Source organism: Streptomyces sp. NPDC101152 (genome assembly GCF_044768275.1).
GTDB lineage: Bacteria > Actinomycetota > Actinomycetes > Streptomycetales > Streptomycetaceae > Streptomyces.
This window is the reverse complement of the sequence record NZ_JBIWPO010000010.1, coordinates 131343-146308: the sequence shown is the minus strand read 5'-3', so window position 1 is coordinate 146308 and position 14966 is coordinate 131343. Positions and strand designations below refer to the sequence as shown.

The 14966-nt window shown below is 70.1% G+C and carries 14 protein-coding genes; 4 read left to right on the top strand and 10 right to left on the bottom strand.

Features of this window, described 5'->3' with window-relative positions; genetic code table 11:
* Positions 1-21: 21 nt before the first annotated feature.
* The 3 genes from ACIRVK_RS16265 to ACIRVK_RS16255 form a co-directional block, all read right to left on the bottom strand.
* Entirely contained in the window at positions 22-489 is a 468-nt protein-coding gene (locus tag ACIRVK_RS16265; protein ID WP_404247360.1) for an SHOCT domain-containing protein, read from the bottom strand.
* A gap of 342 nt (positions 490-831) precedes the next feature.
* The gene (locus ACIRVK_RS16260) at positions 832-1494 is read right to left on the bottom strand and encodes an HdeD family acid-resistance protein (protein WP_404247358.1); all 663 of its coding nucleotides are present in this window, start codon (positions 1492-1494) and stop codon (positions 832-834) included.
* 199 nt (positions 1495-1693) lie between these two features.
* Positions 1694-1903, bottom strand: a complete 210-nt coding sequence (locus ACIRVK_RS16255; RefSeq protein WP_404247356.1) for a hypothetical protein — start codon at positions 1901-1903, stop codon at positions 1694-1696.
* Between the two features lie 276 nt (positions 1904-2179).
* Between ACIRVK_RS16255 and ACIRVK_RS16250 the strand changes: the two genes are divergently transcribed.
* Together ACIRVK_RS16250 and ACIRVK_RS16245 are read left to right on the top strand one after the other, a co-directional pair.
* Positions 2180-4027 (top strand): glycoside hydrolase family 15 protein, encoded by a 1848-nt coding sequence (locus ACIRVK_RS16250; protein WP_404247354.1) that lies wholly within the window; start codon positions 2180-2182, stop codon positions 4025-4027.
* Positions 4028-4067: 40 nt separating this feature from the next.
* Complete coding sequence (locus ACIRVK_RS16245; RefSeq protein WP_404247352.1) at positions 4068-5516, top strand: MFS transporter; 1449 nt, start codon at positions 4068-4070, stop codon at positions 5514-5516.
* Positions 5517-5582: 66 nt separating this feature from the next.
* Here ACIRVK_RS16245 and ACIRVK_RS16240 read toward each other — a convergent pair whose 3' ends face one another.
* The gene (locus ACIRVK_RS16240; RefSeq protein WP_404247350.1) at positions 5583-8291 is read right to left on the bottom strand and encodes a LuxR C-terminal-related transcriptional regulator; all 2709 of its coding nucleotides are present in this window, start codon (positions 8289-8291) and stop codon (positions 5583-5585) included.
* Positions 8292-8578: 287 nt separating this feature from the next.
* Here ACIRVK_RS16240 and ACIRVK_RS16235 point away from each other — a divergent pair, with 287 nt between their 5' ends.
* The gene (locus tag ACIRVK_RS16235) at positions 8579-9991 is read left to right on the top strand and encodes a DUF2252 domain-containing protein (protein ID WP_404247348.1); all 1413 of its coding nucleotides are present in this window, start codon (positions 8579-8581) and stop codon (positions 9989-9991) included.
* A 10-nt stretch (positions 9992-10001) separates the two neighbouring features.
* On the opposite strand, the gene ACIRVK_RS16230 is transcribed toward ACIRVK_RS16235, so the two are convergent.
* The 4 genes from ACIRVK_RS16230 to ACIRVK_RS16215 form a co-directional block, all read right to left on the bottom strand.
* The gene (locus ACIRVK_RS16230; RefSeq protein ID WP_404247346.1) at positions 10002-10529 is read right to left on the bottom strand and encodes a hypothetical protein; all 528 of its coding nucleotides are present in this window, start codon (positions 10527-10529) and stop codon (positions 10002-10004) included.
* 23 nt (positions 10530-10552) lie between these two features.
* Positions 10553-11395: a class II glutamine amidotransferase gene (locus ACIRVK_RS16225; RefSeq protein ID WP_404247344.1), complete on the bottom strand. Its 843-nt coding sequence runs from the start codon at positions 11393-11395 to the stop codon at positions 10553-10555.
* 85 nt (positions 11396-11480) lie between these two features.
* Positions 11481-11765 (bottom strand): SHOCT domain-containing protein, encoded by a 285-nt coding sequence (locus ACIRVK_RS16220; protein ID WP_404247342.1) that lies wholly within the window; start codon positions 11763-11765, stop codon positions 11481-11483.
* 31 nt (positions 11766-11796) lie between these two features.
* The gene (locus ACIRVK_RS16215; protein WP_404247618.1) at positions 11797-12219 is read right to left on the bottom strand and encodes a DUF6325 family protein; all 423 of its coding nucleotides are present in this window, start codon (positions 12217-12219) and stop codon (positions 11797-11799) included.
* A 174-nt stretch (positions 12220-12393) separates the two neighbouring features.
* Between ACIRVK_RS16215 and ACIRVK_RS16210 the strand changes: the two genes are divergently transcribed.
* Positions 12394-13731, top strand: coding sequence for a hypothetical protein (locus ACIRVK_RS16210; protein ID WP_404247340.1), 1338 nt, complete (start codon positions 12394-12396; stop codon positions 13729-13731).
* 323 nt (positions 13732-14054) lie between these two features.
* Here the strand turns inward: ACIRVK_RS16210 and ACIRVK_RS16205 are convergent, their stop codons facing one another.
* Together ACIRVK_RS16205 and ACIRVK_RS16200 are read right to left on the bottom strand one after the other, a co-directional pair.
* Positions 14055-14447 (bottom strand): type II toxin-antitoxin system VapC family toxin, encoded by a 393-nt coding sequence (locus tag ACIRVK_RS16205; RefSeq protein WP_404247338.1) that lies wholly within the window; start codon positions 14445-14447, stop codon positions 14055-14057.
* Complete coding sequence (locus ACIRVK_RS16200; protein WP_019070418.1) at positions 14447-14680, bottom strand: hypothetical protein; 234 nt, start codon at positions 14678-14680, stop codon at positions 14447-14449. The genes ACIRVK_RS16205 and ACIRVK_RS16200 overlap by 1 nt, the downstream gene beginning before the upstream one ends.
* Positions 14681-14966 lie beyond the last annotated feature (286 nt).

Sequence of the window (14966 nt, the reverse complement as noted above, 5' to 3'; positions counted from 1 at the left end):
TTGCGTGTCGTCCCGCGCGTGTCAGCGTCCGTAGCCGGAGGGGGTGGCGCCCGAGCCGTCTGCCGGTCCGTGGCCGGTCAGGACCAGTTCCTTCGCCTTGCTGAACTCCTCGTCCGTGATGTCGCCGCGGGCGCGGATCTCGGACAGCCTGGCGAGCTCTTCGACGCTGCTGCGTTGACCCTGGTCGGTCACGGCCTCCCGGACGCGGGCGTCGAAGGCCTCCTCCTGCGCTCGGGCCAGTGCCATCTCCCGGCGGCCCATGTTCTTGCCGCGGGCGATCACGTAGACGAAGACCCCCAGGAAGGGCAGGACGATGGTGAACACCAGCCAGCCGGCTTTCGCCCACCCGTTCATGGCGTCGTCACGGAAGATGTCGACGACGACGCGGAAGAGCAGGACGAACCACATGATCCACAGGAAGAACAGGAACATGCTCCAGAAGACGCTCAGCATGGGGTAGTCGTACGCCAGGTACGTCTGCGCGCTCATGTCACTCCTCCATCCCGGGCGCTCGCCCGGCCGCCATTGCGTGTTCGCCTCAGTGTGTGCACGGGCCAGAGCCCGGTGCCTCACCCTTCATGGGTGAGCGTGCGGACCGTCCGGTCCGGTCGGATCAGGGGCCGGCCTTGTACGGTGGCGGGGTGCGGCGGCTGCCCGGTACCACTCGGAGGAGGCGACGTACTCTCCGAGGGCAAGGCCCGAAACGGCCACCAGGAACACGGCGATCAGCCAGGACAGAAACGTGAAGACGGGCCCCAGCGGGCCGAACTTGAGCGAGTCTCGTTCCGGCCGTCCGTCGGCACCTGCCGGCCTCGCCGGCCGGGCCGGTTGTCAGGTCGTCGCGGCGGGATCGTGCGGGCCCGGGCCGCGCGCCTTTCGGAGCGCGGCCCGCCATGCGAGGGCGACCGCCGCTTCGGCCAGACCGAGCAGGACGAGCCACAGGCCGAGCAGCCGGGTCAGGGCGCGGGCCGATTCAGCCGGGAGGGCGAGCACCACGATCCCCGCGACGATGCCGAGCACCGCGACGCCCAGGACGACGCCGCGGTGCGGCAGGTTCTTGTTGGCGAGGGCCGTGTAGAGGGTGAGGACGCCCGACACCAGCCAGACGACGCCGACGATCAAGGACAGCACGGCGATGGTCTGCAGCGGGTTCCGCAGGCACAACACCCCGGTCAGCACGTACAGCACGGCCGCCAGCAGCCCCGTGAGCCGTTCGCCGCGTTCCTCCCGGCCGAAACAGGCCACGAACCGGAACGCCCCGGTCACGAGCAGGTGCAGGCCGATGAGGACAGCCAGGACGTGCAGGGTCTCGTCCGGCCAGACCAGCACCAGGACACCCGGCACCATCGTCGCGATCGCCGAGCCCAGGATCCAGGTCCACGAACGGCCCAGATGCGCCAGTACGTCCGCGGCATCATTCACGGGGTGGGGGGCCGCCCCGTCGGCAGGGGGTTCCGGTTCGGCAGGCGACGCCGGATCACGCGACATGGTCATGGCTCCTCCTCGCGCGATCCTGCGGGTCGCTCCCGGACCGCCGACGGGGCGGTGCGTGGGGACCTCCGACTGTCCCAGCGTCCCGCGTGCCACCCGACCGCCGAGTCACCCACAGCGGGTGATCGGGCGGCACCGTCGTGGCCACCGGGGCGCGGCACACGACCGCGACTCCGTGCTGGCTGCTCTCGTGCCGGGATGGTCAGTCGCCCAGATCCTCCGGCAGTTGCCGCATCTCCAGGACGCGCAGTCCCAGCGACTGGAAGCGGGCCAGCAGCCCGTAGAGGTGCCCTTCGTCCACGACGGGGCCGAACAGGACCGTCTGGCCGGACATCATCACGTGACCCAACTCCGGGAAGGCCTTGGTCAGCGTTTCCGACATGTGTCCCTCGACGCGAATCTCGTAGCGCATGGGCAGTTCTCCCGCGGGCGGCGTGGAGGCAGGCGGCCTGCGCCCTTCCCTGGGATCGTCCACCTCCCTGCCCGGCCGGACCTCACCCGGTACAGGTGACCCGCCGCCCGGCGCTGGTGTGATCTCGTTGAGGTATCCGACGGCGCGGGCCGGGCACGCCAGGCCGGGAAGCTGTCAGGCTCCCCCGCGCTCAGGGCGGGGCCCGGGCTCCCGGGCTTGCAGTACCGGGTCGCGCCGCGGTGGAGACGCTCGTGCCCTGCCCCTCGAGGAGAAGCCATGGACGACTACCCCCCGATCGCCGATCACGGGCTGGTCGGCGACCTCCAGACCGCGGCGCTGATCGCCGCCGACGGCACCGTCGACTGGTGGTGCACCCCGAGGTTCGACTCTCCCAGCGTGTTCGCCTCCCTGCTCGATAGCGACCGCGGCGGTCACTGCCGGCTGGCCGCCGACGCCGGAGACGACGTCACCGTCCGCCAGCTGTATCTTGCCGACACCGCCGTCCTGGTGACCCGCTACATGGCCCCGGACGGCGTCGGCGAGGTCGTCGACTTCATGGAGCCGGACCCGTCGACGACCCCCTCCGCCTTGCACCGCTTGGTCCGGGTGGCCCGTGTGGTGCGCGGCAGCCTGCCGTTCGAGCTGATCTGCCGGCCGCGCTTCGACTACGGCCGGGCCGCGCACTCCCTGGACCGCCTCGACGACGGGTCCGTCGTCTTCCACGGCCCGGACACGGACCTGCATCTGCAGGCCACCGCCCCGGTCGGCCTCCACCCGGACGGCAGCGATGTCACCGCCCGCTTCACCCTGCACGCCGGTGAGCTGGCAGCGATCGTCCTCACCAGCGAGAGCGGCCCCGCCGCCGCCCGCAGCGGGCGGCCGGGCGGCCCGGCACCCGACGCCGAGGCGGCCGTCGCTGCCTTCGACGCCTGCCGCACGTTCTGGCTGACCTGGCTGCGCTCCTGCCACTACCGCGGCCGCTGGCACGAGATGGTCGTACGCTCCGCGATCACCCTCAAACTCCTCACCTACGGCCCCACCGGCGCCCCGATCGCCGCCGCCACGATGGGCCTGCCAGAGCAGATCGGCGGCGAACGCAACTGGGACTACCGCTACACCTGGATCCGTGACGCATCGCTCTCCGTGCGCGCACTGACCGACCTCGGTTTCACCGACGAGGCCGGCGCCTTCCGCCGCTGGCTGCGCGAACGCCTCGAGGCCGGCGTGTCCGCCTCCGGCGAACCGCTCCAGATCATGTACCGCGTCGACGGCGAACCCCACCTGGTCGAGGAGGTCCTCGACCACCTGGAGGGGTACCGTCGTTCGGCACCGGTCAGGGCCGGAAACGCGGCCGCCGACCAGATCCAGCTCGACATCTACGGCGAGGCCGCCTACGCCCTCGCCCAGACCGAGGACATCGGCGGCATCAGAGGATGGCAGGACTTCGCCGGCCTTCTGGACTGGCTGGCCGACCACTGGGACCGTCCCGACGAGGGCATTTGGGAGACCCGCGGAGGCCGCCGTGACTTCACCTACAGCCGGCTCATGACCTGGGTGGCCTTCGACCGCGGCGTCCAGATGGCCACCGCCCACTCACGGCCCGCCGACCTCGGCCGCTGGTCGGCCGCCCGCGACACCGTCTTCCACCAGATCGTGGACCGCGGCTGGAGCGAGAAGCGCCACGCCTTTGTCCAGCACTACGACACGGAGGTCCTCGACGCCTCTCTGCTGCTCATGCCCCGCGTCGGATTCCTCGCCCCCACCGACCCCGACTGGCTGACCACGCTCGACGCCATGGACGAGGAACTCGTCAGTGACAGCCTCGTCTACCGCTACGACCCGGCCGCCTCCCCCGACGGGCTGCTGGGATCCGAAGGCACCTTCAACCTGTGCAGCTTCCTCTACGTCGAGGCACTCGCCAGGTCCGGCCGCATCCACCAGGCCCGCTACGCCTTCGACAAGATGCTCACCTACGCCAACCATGTCGGTCTCTTCGCCGAGGAGATCGGGCCGTCCGGCGAGCAACTCGGCAACTTCCCCCAGGCGTTCACCCATCTGGCCCTCATCGACGCCGCGATCGCGCTCGACGAGGAACTCGACCGGGCAGAAGACGCGGCCCGTTGACCGCAGAGCGTACGACAGGACGCGAGGGAGTGCAGGGACCATGACCGCGCAGCCACCCCCAGTCGGCCTCCGCCATCCGCCACAGGCCGCATCCCGCCGACGGGTCCTGGCCCCGCTCGCCCTCGCGCAGTTCATCTGCAGCTTCGCCGGGTCGAACATGAACGTGATGATCAACGACATCAGCCACGACCTCGGCACGACCGTCCAGGGCGTCCAGGTCGCCATCACGATCTTCCTGCTGGTCATGGCCGCGTTGATGATCCCCGGCGGGAAGCTGACCGACATCCTCGGCCGTAGGCGCTGCTTCCTGACCGGCCTCGTCGTGTACGGGATCGGCGCCGTGCTCAGTGCGGTGGCGCCCGGGCTCGGCGTGCTGATCCTCGGCAACTCGATCCTCGAGGGCGTCGGCACCGCTCTGCTGATCCCGCCGGTCTACATTCTCACCACGCTGCTCTTCACCGACCTGACCTCACGCGCACGCGCTTTCGGCATCGTCATGGCGGCAGGCGGCATCGGCGCGGCGGCGGGTCCGCTCATCGGCGGCCTGATCACCTCGGCGATCAGCTGGCGGGCGGCGTTCGTCTTCCAGACCCTGGTGATCGTGCTGATCGTCGTCCTGAGCCGCTCGCTCGAAGACCCGCTGCCGCCCGATCCGGGCCGCCACTTCGACAGCGTCGGCGCCGTGCTCTCCGCGGCCGGCCTGGTACTGATCGTCATGGGAATCCTCGCCGCCGACAACAACCTCTGGCTGATGGCCGCGCTGCTGGCGGCCGGGACACTCGTCCTGGTCTGGTTCCTGCTGTGGGCCCGCAAAGAGCAGAAGGCCGGGCGGGAGCCGCTGCTGTCGACCGGCCTGTTCCGCAACGGCACCTCCAATCTCGGTCTGATCACCCAGAACGCCCAGTGGCTGCTGCTCATGGGCACCTCGTTCACCGTCGCAGCGTTCCTGCAGGTCGTCCGCGGCTACGACGCCGTCCAGACGGGCGTGATCTTCACCGCGGCAACCCTGGGCCTGCTCGCCTCCTCGCTCGCCGCCGAGCGCCTGGCGAAACGATGGTCGCAGCGCTCACTGATCATGACCGGGTTCGCCCTGGCCGTCGTCGGGATCGGCGTTCTGATCGCCCTCGTCGCCGGCTCCTCCGGACCGTGGGCGTTCGCCCCGGGTCTGCTGCTGATCGGTCTCGGGCTCGGCGTGATGCTGACTCCCTCCGTCAACGTCGTCCAGTCCGCCTTTCCCGAGCAACGCCAGGGCGAGATCTCCGGTCTGTCCCGCAGCGTCTCCAACCTCGGCTCGTCCTTCGGCACCGCCATCGCCGGCACCATCCTCGTCGCCGGCCTGTCGAAGAACGCCTACGCCGTCGCGATGGCCGTCCTCGCCGTCGTGGGGCTCGGCGGCCTGACCGCCGCCGCCTTCCTCCCCCGTACCACCGCGCCGACCGCGGGCCACCACCCGGCCGACCTCCGGCAGACGCCGGGACCACACCGGTGAACGAGGCCCCGGGCGCCCAGGACGCCATCTCAGGACTCTCGCCGGGGCCCGCTCACCGACGCGGGTTCACAGCAGTTTGAGGTCGCGCGCGCGGCGCACGGCTTCGTTGCGCCGGTTCACCGCCAGCTTCCGGTAGACGCTCTTGAGGTGGGTCTTCACCGTGTTGACCGACACGTAGAGGTCGGCGGCGATCTCCTCGGTCGACATCATCCCGGCCAGCCGCTCCAGGACGTCGTGCTCGCGTGGGCTCAACCCCTCCGCGACGAGCGACAAGGGCCGCTCCTCGACCGCGGTCCGCCCACCCGGTCGGGACGGTCCAGGCGTCAGCCAGCCGTCAGCCAGTTCGCGGAGTGGTTCGGTGGACAGGAAGGAGTTGATCCACGGTCGGGCGTCGAGGAACGGTCTGCGAAGCCGCTCGCGCCGGGCATCGAGGAGTGCCTGCTCGACGAGCCTGCGGGCGGTGGCCGCGTCCCCCGCCGTGTCCGCGACCCGGGCTCTGACCAGGCCGGCCCGAACGGCCACCGCCGGACCGGTACGGCTGCGGTAGGCGATGCTGTCGAGCAGGTCGACCGCCGCTTCCGGACGGCCCGCGGCGAGGAGGGTCCGCGCGGCCTCCACGGCACATGCCGGTTGGTCACCGGACACGCCCTGGAGCACCTCGGCGGCCCGTTCCGGCCGCCCTTCGGCCAGATGCGCGGCGGAGGTGACCAGCGCCTCATGACTCTCCGCCCAGGGTGAGGGCACGACGGCGTGGACGCCGGGGTCCGCCGCCTCGACGGCGGTTCGTGAGTGGCCCTGGAGCAGCAGCAGACGAGCCCTGGCCATGGCCTGTCCCGCGGCCAGCACCGGATCCTGTGTCGCGGAGGAGAGCAGGACGCTCTCGTCGAGGAGAGCCTGGGCCCGGTCCAGCTCATCGCGGTCGACGGCCACGGCGGCGAGAACCAGCAGTCCCAGGCCCGTGCCCGCGACCGGTCCGGAGCCGCGCGGCTGGGACGGACCGAGTTGTCCCGCCTCGGAGACTCCCGCCAGAGCCTTGCGCTCCGCCCGGCCGATCCAGCCGTTCAGGTAGTCGATCAGTGCCAGGTGCCCCATCGACTCCTCACGGGGGAGCACGGTGGACGATCCGCCAGGAGTAGCGGCCACCGTGGCCAGGGCGGCCCGCGCGTCCTCGAAGCGCCCGGCCCACAGGCGTGTGGAGCCCAGATGGGTCAGCAGGAGCGCGGTGACCTCGGGATGCTTGTCCAGGAGATGTCCGGGGACCTCCCGCTGGAGTTCATCGGCCACCTCCGCGGCCTTCTCGGCACGTTCGGGCGAACCGGTCAGCCGGGCGGCCAGTGCCTCCAGCAGCGCACAGCTCAGTTTCGCGGCTGCCCCGACGGGCGCGGAGGCCAACCGCTCCTCGGCGTGGTGCAGGTGGGAGAGACCGCGGTCGACATCGCACCGGGACAGGTCGCGGGCCGCCCGGACGAGGTCCGTCGCGGGGCCGGCGGCATCGAGGTCCATCCCGGCGAACAACTGGTCCAGCTCATCCGAGCGCAGGCCGGTGAAGAGCTGTCCGATCGCCAGGTCGTCGACGAGGGCACCGGCGGTGAAACCCCAGTCGCCCGAGGCCGCGCCGTGAGCCAGTGTCTCCGAGAGGGATCCGCAGCTGAGCAGCCACTGCGCGGCCCGCCGGTGGAGTTCGGGCTCCAGCCCGGGCAGGCGCACCCGCAGATGGGCCCGGAGTATCTCCCCGAACAGTGGGTGGAGCCGGTACCACGATTGCCCGAGGTGCTCGATGAACGCGTTCGAGCGGTGCAGCCCGACGAGAATGGGTTCGGCATCGGTCCGCAGGGTCAGCGCGTTCGCCAGGTCGGGACAGAAACGCTGCAGGACGCTGACGCGCAACAGGAGGTCCTGCGCCTCGTCCGTCTGCCGCTTGAGAACCTCGGCCAGCAGGAAGTCCGCGACCGTGCTGCGGCCTGCCTCGAACTCCTTCAGATACACCTCGGGGTCGGCGCTCTCCTGCGCGGCCAGGGCGCACAGGCGCAGGCCGGCGGCCCAGCCCCGGGTGCGGTCCACCAGGGCGTGCGTGGCGTGGACCGGCAGGCTCAGACCGTGCAGCTCCAGCAGGGTGGCGGCCTCCTCGGTGGTGAAGGCCAGCTCCGCCGCGCGGATCTCCGTCAGCTCGCCGGCCGTCCGGTAGCGGTGCAGCGGCAGCAGGGGTTCCGTGCGGCTGACGAGGACCAGGCGCAGGCCCGGGCCGGCGTGGTGCAGGACGAATTCCAGCTGTTCCGCCACCTCGGGGGCGGTCACGCGGTCGTACTCGTCGAGCACGACGACGACGGGCTTGTCGCGTTCGTTCAGTTCGGCGGCGAGCGTCGCCAGCAGCTTGTGGTCCACCCTGGCCGCCTCGGTCAGAAGCCCGAGGGCGCCGGAGGCCGGCACACCGCACGCGCGCAGAGCCTGGAGGACGTAGGCCCAGAACACGCCGGGACGCCCGTCCTCCTCCTCCGCGGTGAGCCAGGCGACCGGCTGCCGCAGTCCGGCGGCCCAGTCGGCGGCCAGCAGGGTCTTTCCTGTGCCGGCCGCTCCGTTGACCAGGGTCAACGGAGTCTGAAGCGCCTGGTCCAGGTGCCGGAGGAGCCGCTGCCGTCGCAGGTATGTCGCCGGCCTCGACGGCAGCGCGATCCGGGTGCGGAGGAACGGGTCCCCCAGAGGATCGACGCTCAGAAGACCGGGATCGGCCTGTATTCGAGCACGGTCGTCGGTATCCGCCAAGGCGCTCACCACCACTGTCCGTCAAAGTCGCGTCATGGGCGGCGCTCCTTCACCAGCATCCCAGGGTTCCCGCTCCCGCGCGCGGGAGCGGGAACACGGTCGCCCAGGGTCACCCACCACGGGTGATCCGCCGATGTCGCCGTGGCGGTGAGGTGGACCACGTCCAGCACCGTCGGCCCCGGAGGCATCACGCCACGGTGCCGGAGCGGGCGCCTGCTGACGATGGCGCACATGGCGGGAAGGGTGCTGCCGGTGGGCATCGCAGCATCCGGCGCCGCAAGACCGTACCGGGAGGCCGGATCATGACCGTACCGAGCCACTTCACCGCGTCCCTGCCACTGGCCGACCGAGCGGCCCAGGGCACGAGGGCGCGCACGCGCGCGCCGCGTTCGAGTCACGGCTGGTTCGAGGCGGATCCGCGACGGCCCGATCCGGTGGAGGTGATCGAGCGTCAGTCGGCCGAGCGGGTACCGGAGTTGGTACCCATCCGCTACGGCCGGATGCTCGAGTCGCCGTTCCGTTTCTACCGCGGCGCGGCGGCGATCATGGCAGCCGACCTGGCACCCCTCCCGAACACCGGGCTGTGGGTGCAGCTCTGCGGGGACGCCCATCTGCTGAACTTCCGGCTGCTGGCCTCGCCGGAGCGCCGTCTCGTCTTCGACATCAACGACTTCGACGAAACCCTGCCCGGGCCCTTCGAATGGGACGTCAAGCGGCTGGCTTCGAGCCTCGTGACGGCGGGCCGGGCGAACGGTTTCTCGTCCAAGGAACAGAACAGGGCCGTGCGCGCCTGCGTGGCGGCGTACCGGGAGCGGATGCGCGGGTTCGCCGGCGCGCGGACCCTGGACATCTGGTACGCGCAGGACGACGCCGACCAGGTGCGGAAGCTGCTGGCCTCCTCGATGGACGAGGAGGTCCGGCGCCGTACCTCCCAGGCAGCGGAACGGGCCCGCACGCGTACGCATCTCCGGGCTTTCGCGAAGCTCACCCGGGTCACGGCCGAGGGCCGGCGCATCGCACCGGACCCGCCGCTGATCACTCCGCTCGGGCAGCTGGCGCCGACCCAACCGTCCGAGGCCGGGCGGGAGAAGGAGCTCCAGGGCCTGCTGGCCGACTACGCACGCACTCTGCCGTCCGAACGCCGCCACCTGCTGCGTCACTACCGTCTGGTGGACATGGCCCGGAAGGTGGTGGGCGTCGGAAGCGTCGGCACCCGTTGCTGGATCCTGCTCCTGCTCGGCAGGGACGACGACGATCCCCTTCTGCTGCAGGCCAAGGAGGCCGGGGAGTCGGTACTGGCCGCTCACACGGGCGGCGATCGCTACGACAACCAGGGCCGCCGGGTGGTGGCCGGTCAGCGCCTGATGCAGACGTCCGGCGACATCTTCCTGGGCTGGACGCACGTCGTGGGCCTCGACGGGCAGGACCGGGACTTCTACGTGCGCCAGCTGTGGGACTGGAAGGGCATCGCACGGCCGGAGAGCATGAGTCCGGCTCTGCTCGCCCTCTTCGGCCGATTGTGCGGGGCGTCCCTGGCACGGGCCCACGCCCGCTCGGGTGATCCCGTCGCCATCGCCGCCTACCTGGGCGGCAGCGACCGCTTCGACCGCGCGCTCACCGAGTTCGCCCAGTCCTACGCCGACCAGAACGAGCGGGACTTCGCGGCACTGGAAGCCGCCTGCCGTACCGGCCGCGTCCGAGCGGAGCAACTCTGAGCCGATCGCGTCAGTGCTTCAGAACGATCTTGAAAGAAATGATCAGCAGGCCGAGCAGCAGGTTGACCGATGCCGTGGCGGCCACGAGCCGCCGCGAAGCACCGGTGTGCCGTGCCGCGGCCACGGACCAGCCCACCTGGCCGGCCACGGCCACGCAGAGAGCCAGCCAGAGGGCACCGCGCACATCCAGTCCCAGGAGCGGGCTGACGGCCACCGCGGCCGCCGGCGGGACGGCGGCCTTGACGATCGGCCACTCGTCGCGGCAGACGTCCAGGACCACCCGGCGGTCCAGCGCCCGCTGAGCCAGGCGCGCCCCGAACAGGTGGGCATGCACATGCGCGATCCAGAACACGACGCCGGTGAGCAACAGCAGCAGCACCAGCTCGGTGCGGGGGAACGAGCCCAGGGAGCCGGCGCCGATCACCACGGAGGCCGCGAGCATGGATCCGTAGACTCCGCCCGTGTAGTCCGCGCGGGCCCGGTGCTCGGCCCGGCGCGCACCGCGGACCGTGGTCGGGGCGGTCCTGGTTCTGGACACCGCCGACTCCCTCCGGTGGAGCCCTACGCGCCTTGGAGGTCGGGCCGGAAGGTGCCGATCACGTCATTGCCCGGCTGGATGATGCAGTAGCTGCTCTCCGGTACCTCGTTCCAGGCGCCGGGGAGGTCGCCCAGCGGTTCGGACACGACGAGGCGGGTCTCGTCGGAGAGGTCCCGGAGGAACTCCGCGTCCGGGTGGAGTGCGCGCAGGGTGTCCACCTTGGTACTGAAGTACAACGACCGTGAGCGCCCTTCGCTGGAGTAGCGGAAGACCCATACGTTCTCGCCGTCGGCCACCGCGACGGTCATCTGGAGCGGGTGCCGGACGTCGTGCGCGTGCCCCGTTCTCTCGACGAGGCCCGCCATACGTGCCACGGCTCCCGGCGGATCCTCCGTCAGGCCGAAGGTCAGGGCGAGGAGGAACATGAGCTCGGAGTCGGTGGTCCCCTCGAGGTCGGGGTACAGCGATGGATCGACCGCCAGGGCGAGGTCACGCCGCAGGAGGCGGAATTGGTTGATCATCCCGTTGTGCATCCACATCCAGCGACCGTTGCGGAAGGGATGGCAGTTGGACTGCTGCACGGCTGTCCCGGTCGCCGCCCTGATGTGCGCGAAGAAGAGATCCGAGCGGACGTGTTGGGCGACCTCCCGCAGGTTGCGGTTGTTCCAGGCCGGCCCCACGTCTCGCACGATCGCCGGAGTGTCGGCCGTGTCCCTGGCGTACCAGCCGACACCGAAGCCGTCGCCGTTGGTGGTCTCCACCCCCATACGGGAGTGCAGACTCTGGTCGATCAGAGAGTGGCCCGGCTCCAACAGAACCTGGCTGAGTAGGACGGGGGTGCCCGAGTAGGCGATCCAGCGGCACATCTGGGATCCCTCCACTCCTGGGGTCAACAGCGGGCGGGCCTCGGACGGCGATCGAGATCCCGGATCCACAGCACTGCGGAGCGGGTCAGGAACCGAGCAGCTTGCGCTTCTGGTCCTCGAACTCAGCTTCGGTGAGAACCCCCTGGGCCTTGAGGTCGCCCAGCTGCTTCAGCTGTTCGATCTTGCTGGTCATGTCGGCGGCCGGGGGAGCGTACTGCTCGGCAGGAGGCGCCGGCTGCGGTGCGGGCGCCTGGTACTCCTGCTGGGCCGCCCATCGCCCCTGCTGTCGGCGGGATACACGGTTCGACACGGCGGTCGCCGTTCCGGCGACGACGGCCGTGCGGGCGACGCCTCGGAGGAGTCCCGGCATGGCGATCTCCCTTCTCGCTTCCAGTTGCTCGTCAGGGCGCGGTCTCGGTCGCGTCGAGCGCGGCCAGAACGACCGGTACGGGAATCCTTCCGGAGGCGACCAGCTCGGCACCGCCGCGGTGCAGGGCGGCGGCGAACGGGGCGGCCCAGAGGTTCTCGTAGATCAGGACGCCGGCGGAGTTGCCGGGTTCCAGGGCGGCGGCTGCCTCTTCGAGGTCGTCCTGGCCCAGCAGCCCGGAGGACGCTCCTTCGAAGACGGCCAGGTCGAGTTGGCCGTCGCCGGTGAGATCTCCGACCTCCAGGACGATCACGGATCCGTCGGTGTCCTTCCGGATGAACGTCAGGTCGAGGATCCGGATGAGGCCGCGGTCCACCAGATCGACCAGGAGGGGGAGCCCCTCGCCGGTCATTCGGTTGCCGGGGAACTCGACGACCAGATAGTCGATCGGTCCCATCTCGCCGGATGTGTCGACTGCGTCGAATGCGTCGCTCACGGCGTCACCTCTGAGCTCGTGGTCGTCCCCCATGCCATTGCATCATCGGACCGCGCCGGTCGCACGTCGTGCGCGGTTCACTCGTCGGGATCACCCGACTCGCGCCCGCGGCAGCACATGGGTCTTCTGGTGCCCATGACACCCACAGGCGACGAGCCGCTCTCGAACCGGGAGCGCACCGAACTGGATGAACTGCGGCACCGTGTGGGTGTCCTCGAGAGTGGCGGACGCCCGCACGCGGCACGACATCACCCGTTCCGGTCCACGGGCTCCGTCCTGCTGATTCTCCTCGCTGCCCTGCTGTCGCTGCTGTCCGTCGTCGCGGTCTGGGCGAACAGCATCGTGCGGGACACGGACCGCTACGTCGCCACCGTGGGACCGCTGGCAACAAATCCGGATGTGCAGAAGGCGGTCACCCGGCGGGTCACCGACGCCGTGCTGGCACAGATCGACGTGAACGCCCTGGTCAAGCAGCTGCAGGACACCGTGTCGCAGAAGGGCGTGCCACCGAAGGCGGCCCAGCTGGTCGGCAATCTGCAGGGACCGATCACGAACGGTCTCAAGCAGCTGGTCAGCGGCACCGTGGAGCGGGTGGTCACCAGCAATGCCTTCGAGACGGTCTGGGTGGAGGGCAACCGCAGAGTGCACTCGGCCCTCGACAAGGCCCTGACGGGCAGAGCCGACGGCGCGGTCTCGCTCGAGAACAACCAGGTGGCCATCGACGTGGCGCCCATCGTGGCCAAGGTCAAGGAGCGGTTGGTCAGCGCCGGCCTCGGCGTGGCCGCGAAGATCCCGGATGTCCACACGAACTTCGTGGTGTTCGAGTCGAAGGACATCGGCAAGATCAGAACGTACATGAGGGTGCTGCAGATCATGGGCGGCTGGCTGCCCGTCATCGCCCTGCTGGTCGCCGCCGCGGGGATCTACACCGCGTTCAACCGCCGGCACGCGCTGATCGGGGCCGCGTTGGCGGTGTTCGCGGCCATGCTGCTCCTCGGCATCATGCTCACCGTCTTCCGGGACGTGTACCTCGACCATCTGCCCCCCGGCGCCTCGTCGGCCGCCGCCGGAGCGGTGTACGACGCGCTGATCAAGTTCCTGCGCGCCGGTGTACGGGCGCTCGGTGCCGCAGCCCTCGTCACAGCTCTCGGCGCCTTCCTCAGCGGCCCGTCGCGGATCGCCGTCCTCGTGCGCACGAGCTGCAGCCGGAGCATCGGCGCCGGGCGTGATGTGGCGGTCTCCGGAGGGCTTCGACTGGGGGCGGTCGGGCGGTTCGTGCACCGCTTCAAGCGGTGGATCGGGGTCGCGATCGTGGTGGTCGCCGCGATCGTCCTGTTCACCTGGAACTACCCGACCACGATGGTCGTGGTGTGGACCGCGGTCATCGTGCTGGCGGGCTTCGCGATCCGTGAATTCCTGGACACCGGACCGGCACCGGCCGCCACCGCCTCCCGGTCCGGCGCCGCTCCCTGACGCATCGCTCACGCGGCTGTCCTGAAAGCCGATGCGCGTCGAACTCGCGCTCTCAGCTTGGGGCGACGGCGCTTTCTCGCCGAATACCGTGCTGACCTGCGGTAACGCGCGACCAGGCTTCCGTGGCGGGTCGGGATCGCACCCTTGGTGACCGTTGTTGTCCGCTCTGAAGGGCACGGATGGGGCACGCGGGTGAAGCGAGGTCGGTGCGGGCGCCTTCGACGGGACGCATACGCGCGTTCCATGAAGGCGAGTTGGGCGGTGGCGTGACGCTTTGCTCGGGCGACGCCTCAGGTCAGGGGCCCTGACGGTGAAGAGATGTCTCAGGTGGGCATGTCGACGGTCAGTTCGGCTGCTTGAGCGGCATCGGCCAGTCGTTTGTCGTACGTGACGAAGGAGGTGAGCTGGGAGCGGATGCGGAGAGCTGTTGCCAGGTGGATGGCGTCCAGACTCCGTACGGTCACCGGTTTGACGGTCTGGGCCAAGATGCGAATGCCGGCGTCCAGCTCCACCAACTCGATCAGGTCGAGGACCGGGTGGAGCCGGGCAACGGCCTCCGGGGCGTAGCGCGCAAGGGCCCGCGATGCCTCGATCTCCATCAGAACCGAGCTCGTCCACCCGGTCTCCGCTCGTCCGTCGAGCCAGTCGCGCAATGCCTGCGACTCGGACTCGGCGTGGACGAGTTTCACGACGGCGGCCGAGTCGAGATAGATCATCAGCGCTCGTCCTCGCGGCTGTGGGCGATCTCCGCGGCGATGTCGATGCCGTCCGGTTCACCGAGCGGCATACGCAGGACGGCGCGACGCATCGCGGCGGCCCGCTCCTTTCGCAGGGCGGCTTCGAGCACGGCTTGGCGGATGGCCGCCGAGCGTGAGCTGCCGTCATGGGTGAGAACATCCAGAGCGTGCTCGGTCTCCGAGTCGCTGCGGATCGTGATGGTGTCAGCCATGCAATCAATGTAAGACGAACTGTCTTACGTGGCAAGTTGAGACTGCCGTCCCCTCTGCTCTGCAGGGCAGGAAAGCGCCCTGTCGGTCCGAGGGGGGAGCGGCAGGCTGAGAGTCTCATCGGCGATCACTGCGGTGGGTGCCATGAAACGGCAGGTCAGCGGCGGGTTTCGGCAATGGGAGTGGCGAGTGGATGGCACTCGGCAAGCACTCGTGCCCTCCGCGTGCCCAATCTTCGGGTGCCTTGTGTGCCGGAAAACGCGACAGAGAGCCCGCCACAAAAGAGCC

What these genes read in the sequence shown, in the direction of transcription:
- ACIRVK_RS16250 (WP_404247354.1), top strand. Translation starts at nt 2,180, where the DNA reads ATGGACGACTACCCCCCGATCGCCGATCACGGGCTGGTCGGCGACCTC.
- ACIRVK_RS16260 (WP_404247358.1), bottom strand. Translation starts at nt 1,494, where the DNA reads ATGACCATGTCGCGTGATCCGGCGTCGCCTGCCGAACCGGAACCCCCT.
- ACIRVK_RS16210 (WP_404247340.1), top strand. Translation starts at nt 12,394, where the DNA reads ATGACACCCACAGGCGACGAGCCGCTCTCGAACCGGGAGCGCACCGAA.
- ACIRVK_RS16215 (WP_404247618.1), bottom strand. Translation starts at nt 12,219, where the DNA reads ATGGGACCGATCGACTATCTGGTCGTCGAGTTCCCCGGCAACCGAATG.
- ACIRVK_RS16205 (WP_404247338.1), bottom strand. Translation starts at nt 14,447, where the DNA reads ATGATCTATCTCGACTCGGCCGCCGTCGTGAAACTCGTCCACGCCGAG.
- ACIRVK_RS16245 (WP_404247352.1), top strand. Translation starts at nt 4,068, where the DNA reads ATGACCGCGCAGCCACCCCCAGTCGGCCTCCGCCATCCGCCACAGGCC.
- ACIRVK_RS16225 (WP_404247344.1), bottom strand. Translation starts at nt 11,395, where the DNA reads ATGTGCCGCTGGATCGCCTACTCGGGCACCCCCGTCCTACTCAGCCAG.
- ACIRVK_RS16220 (WP_404247342.1), bottom strand. Translation starts at nt 11,765, where the DNA reads ATGCCGGGACTCCTCCGAGGCGTCGCCCGCACGGCCGTCGTCGCCGGA.
- ACIRVK_RS16255 (WP_404247356.1), bottom strand. Translation starts at nt 1,903, where the DNA reads ATGCGCTACGAGATTCGCGTCGAGGGACACATGTCGGAAACGCTGACC.
- ACIRVK_RS16235 (WP_404247348.1), top strand. Translation starts at nt 8,579, where the DNA reads ATGACCGTACCGAGCCACTTCACCGCGTCCCTGCCACTGGCCGACCGA.
- ACIRVK_RS16265 (WP_404247360.1), bottom strand. Translation starts at nt 489, where the DNA reads ATGAGCGCGCAGACGTACCTGGCGTACGACTACCCCATGCTGAGCGTC.
- ACIRVK_RS16200 (WP_019070418.1), bottom strand. Translation starts at nt 14,680, where the DNA reads ATGGCTGACACCATCACGATCCGCAGCGACTCGGAGACCGAGCACGCT.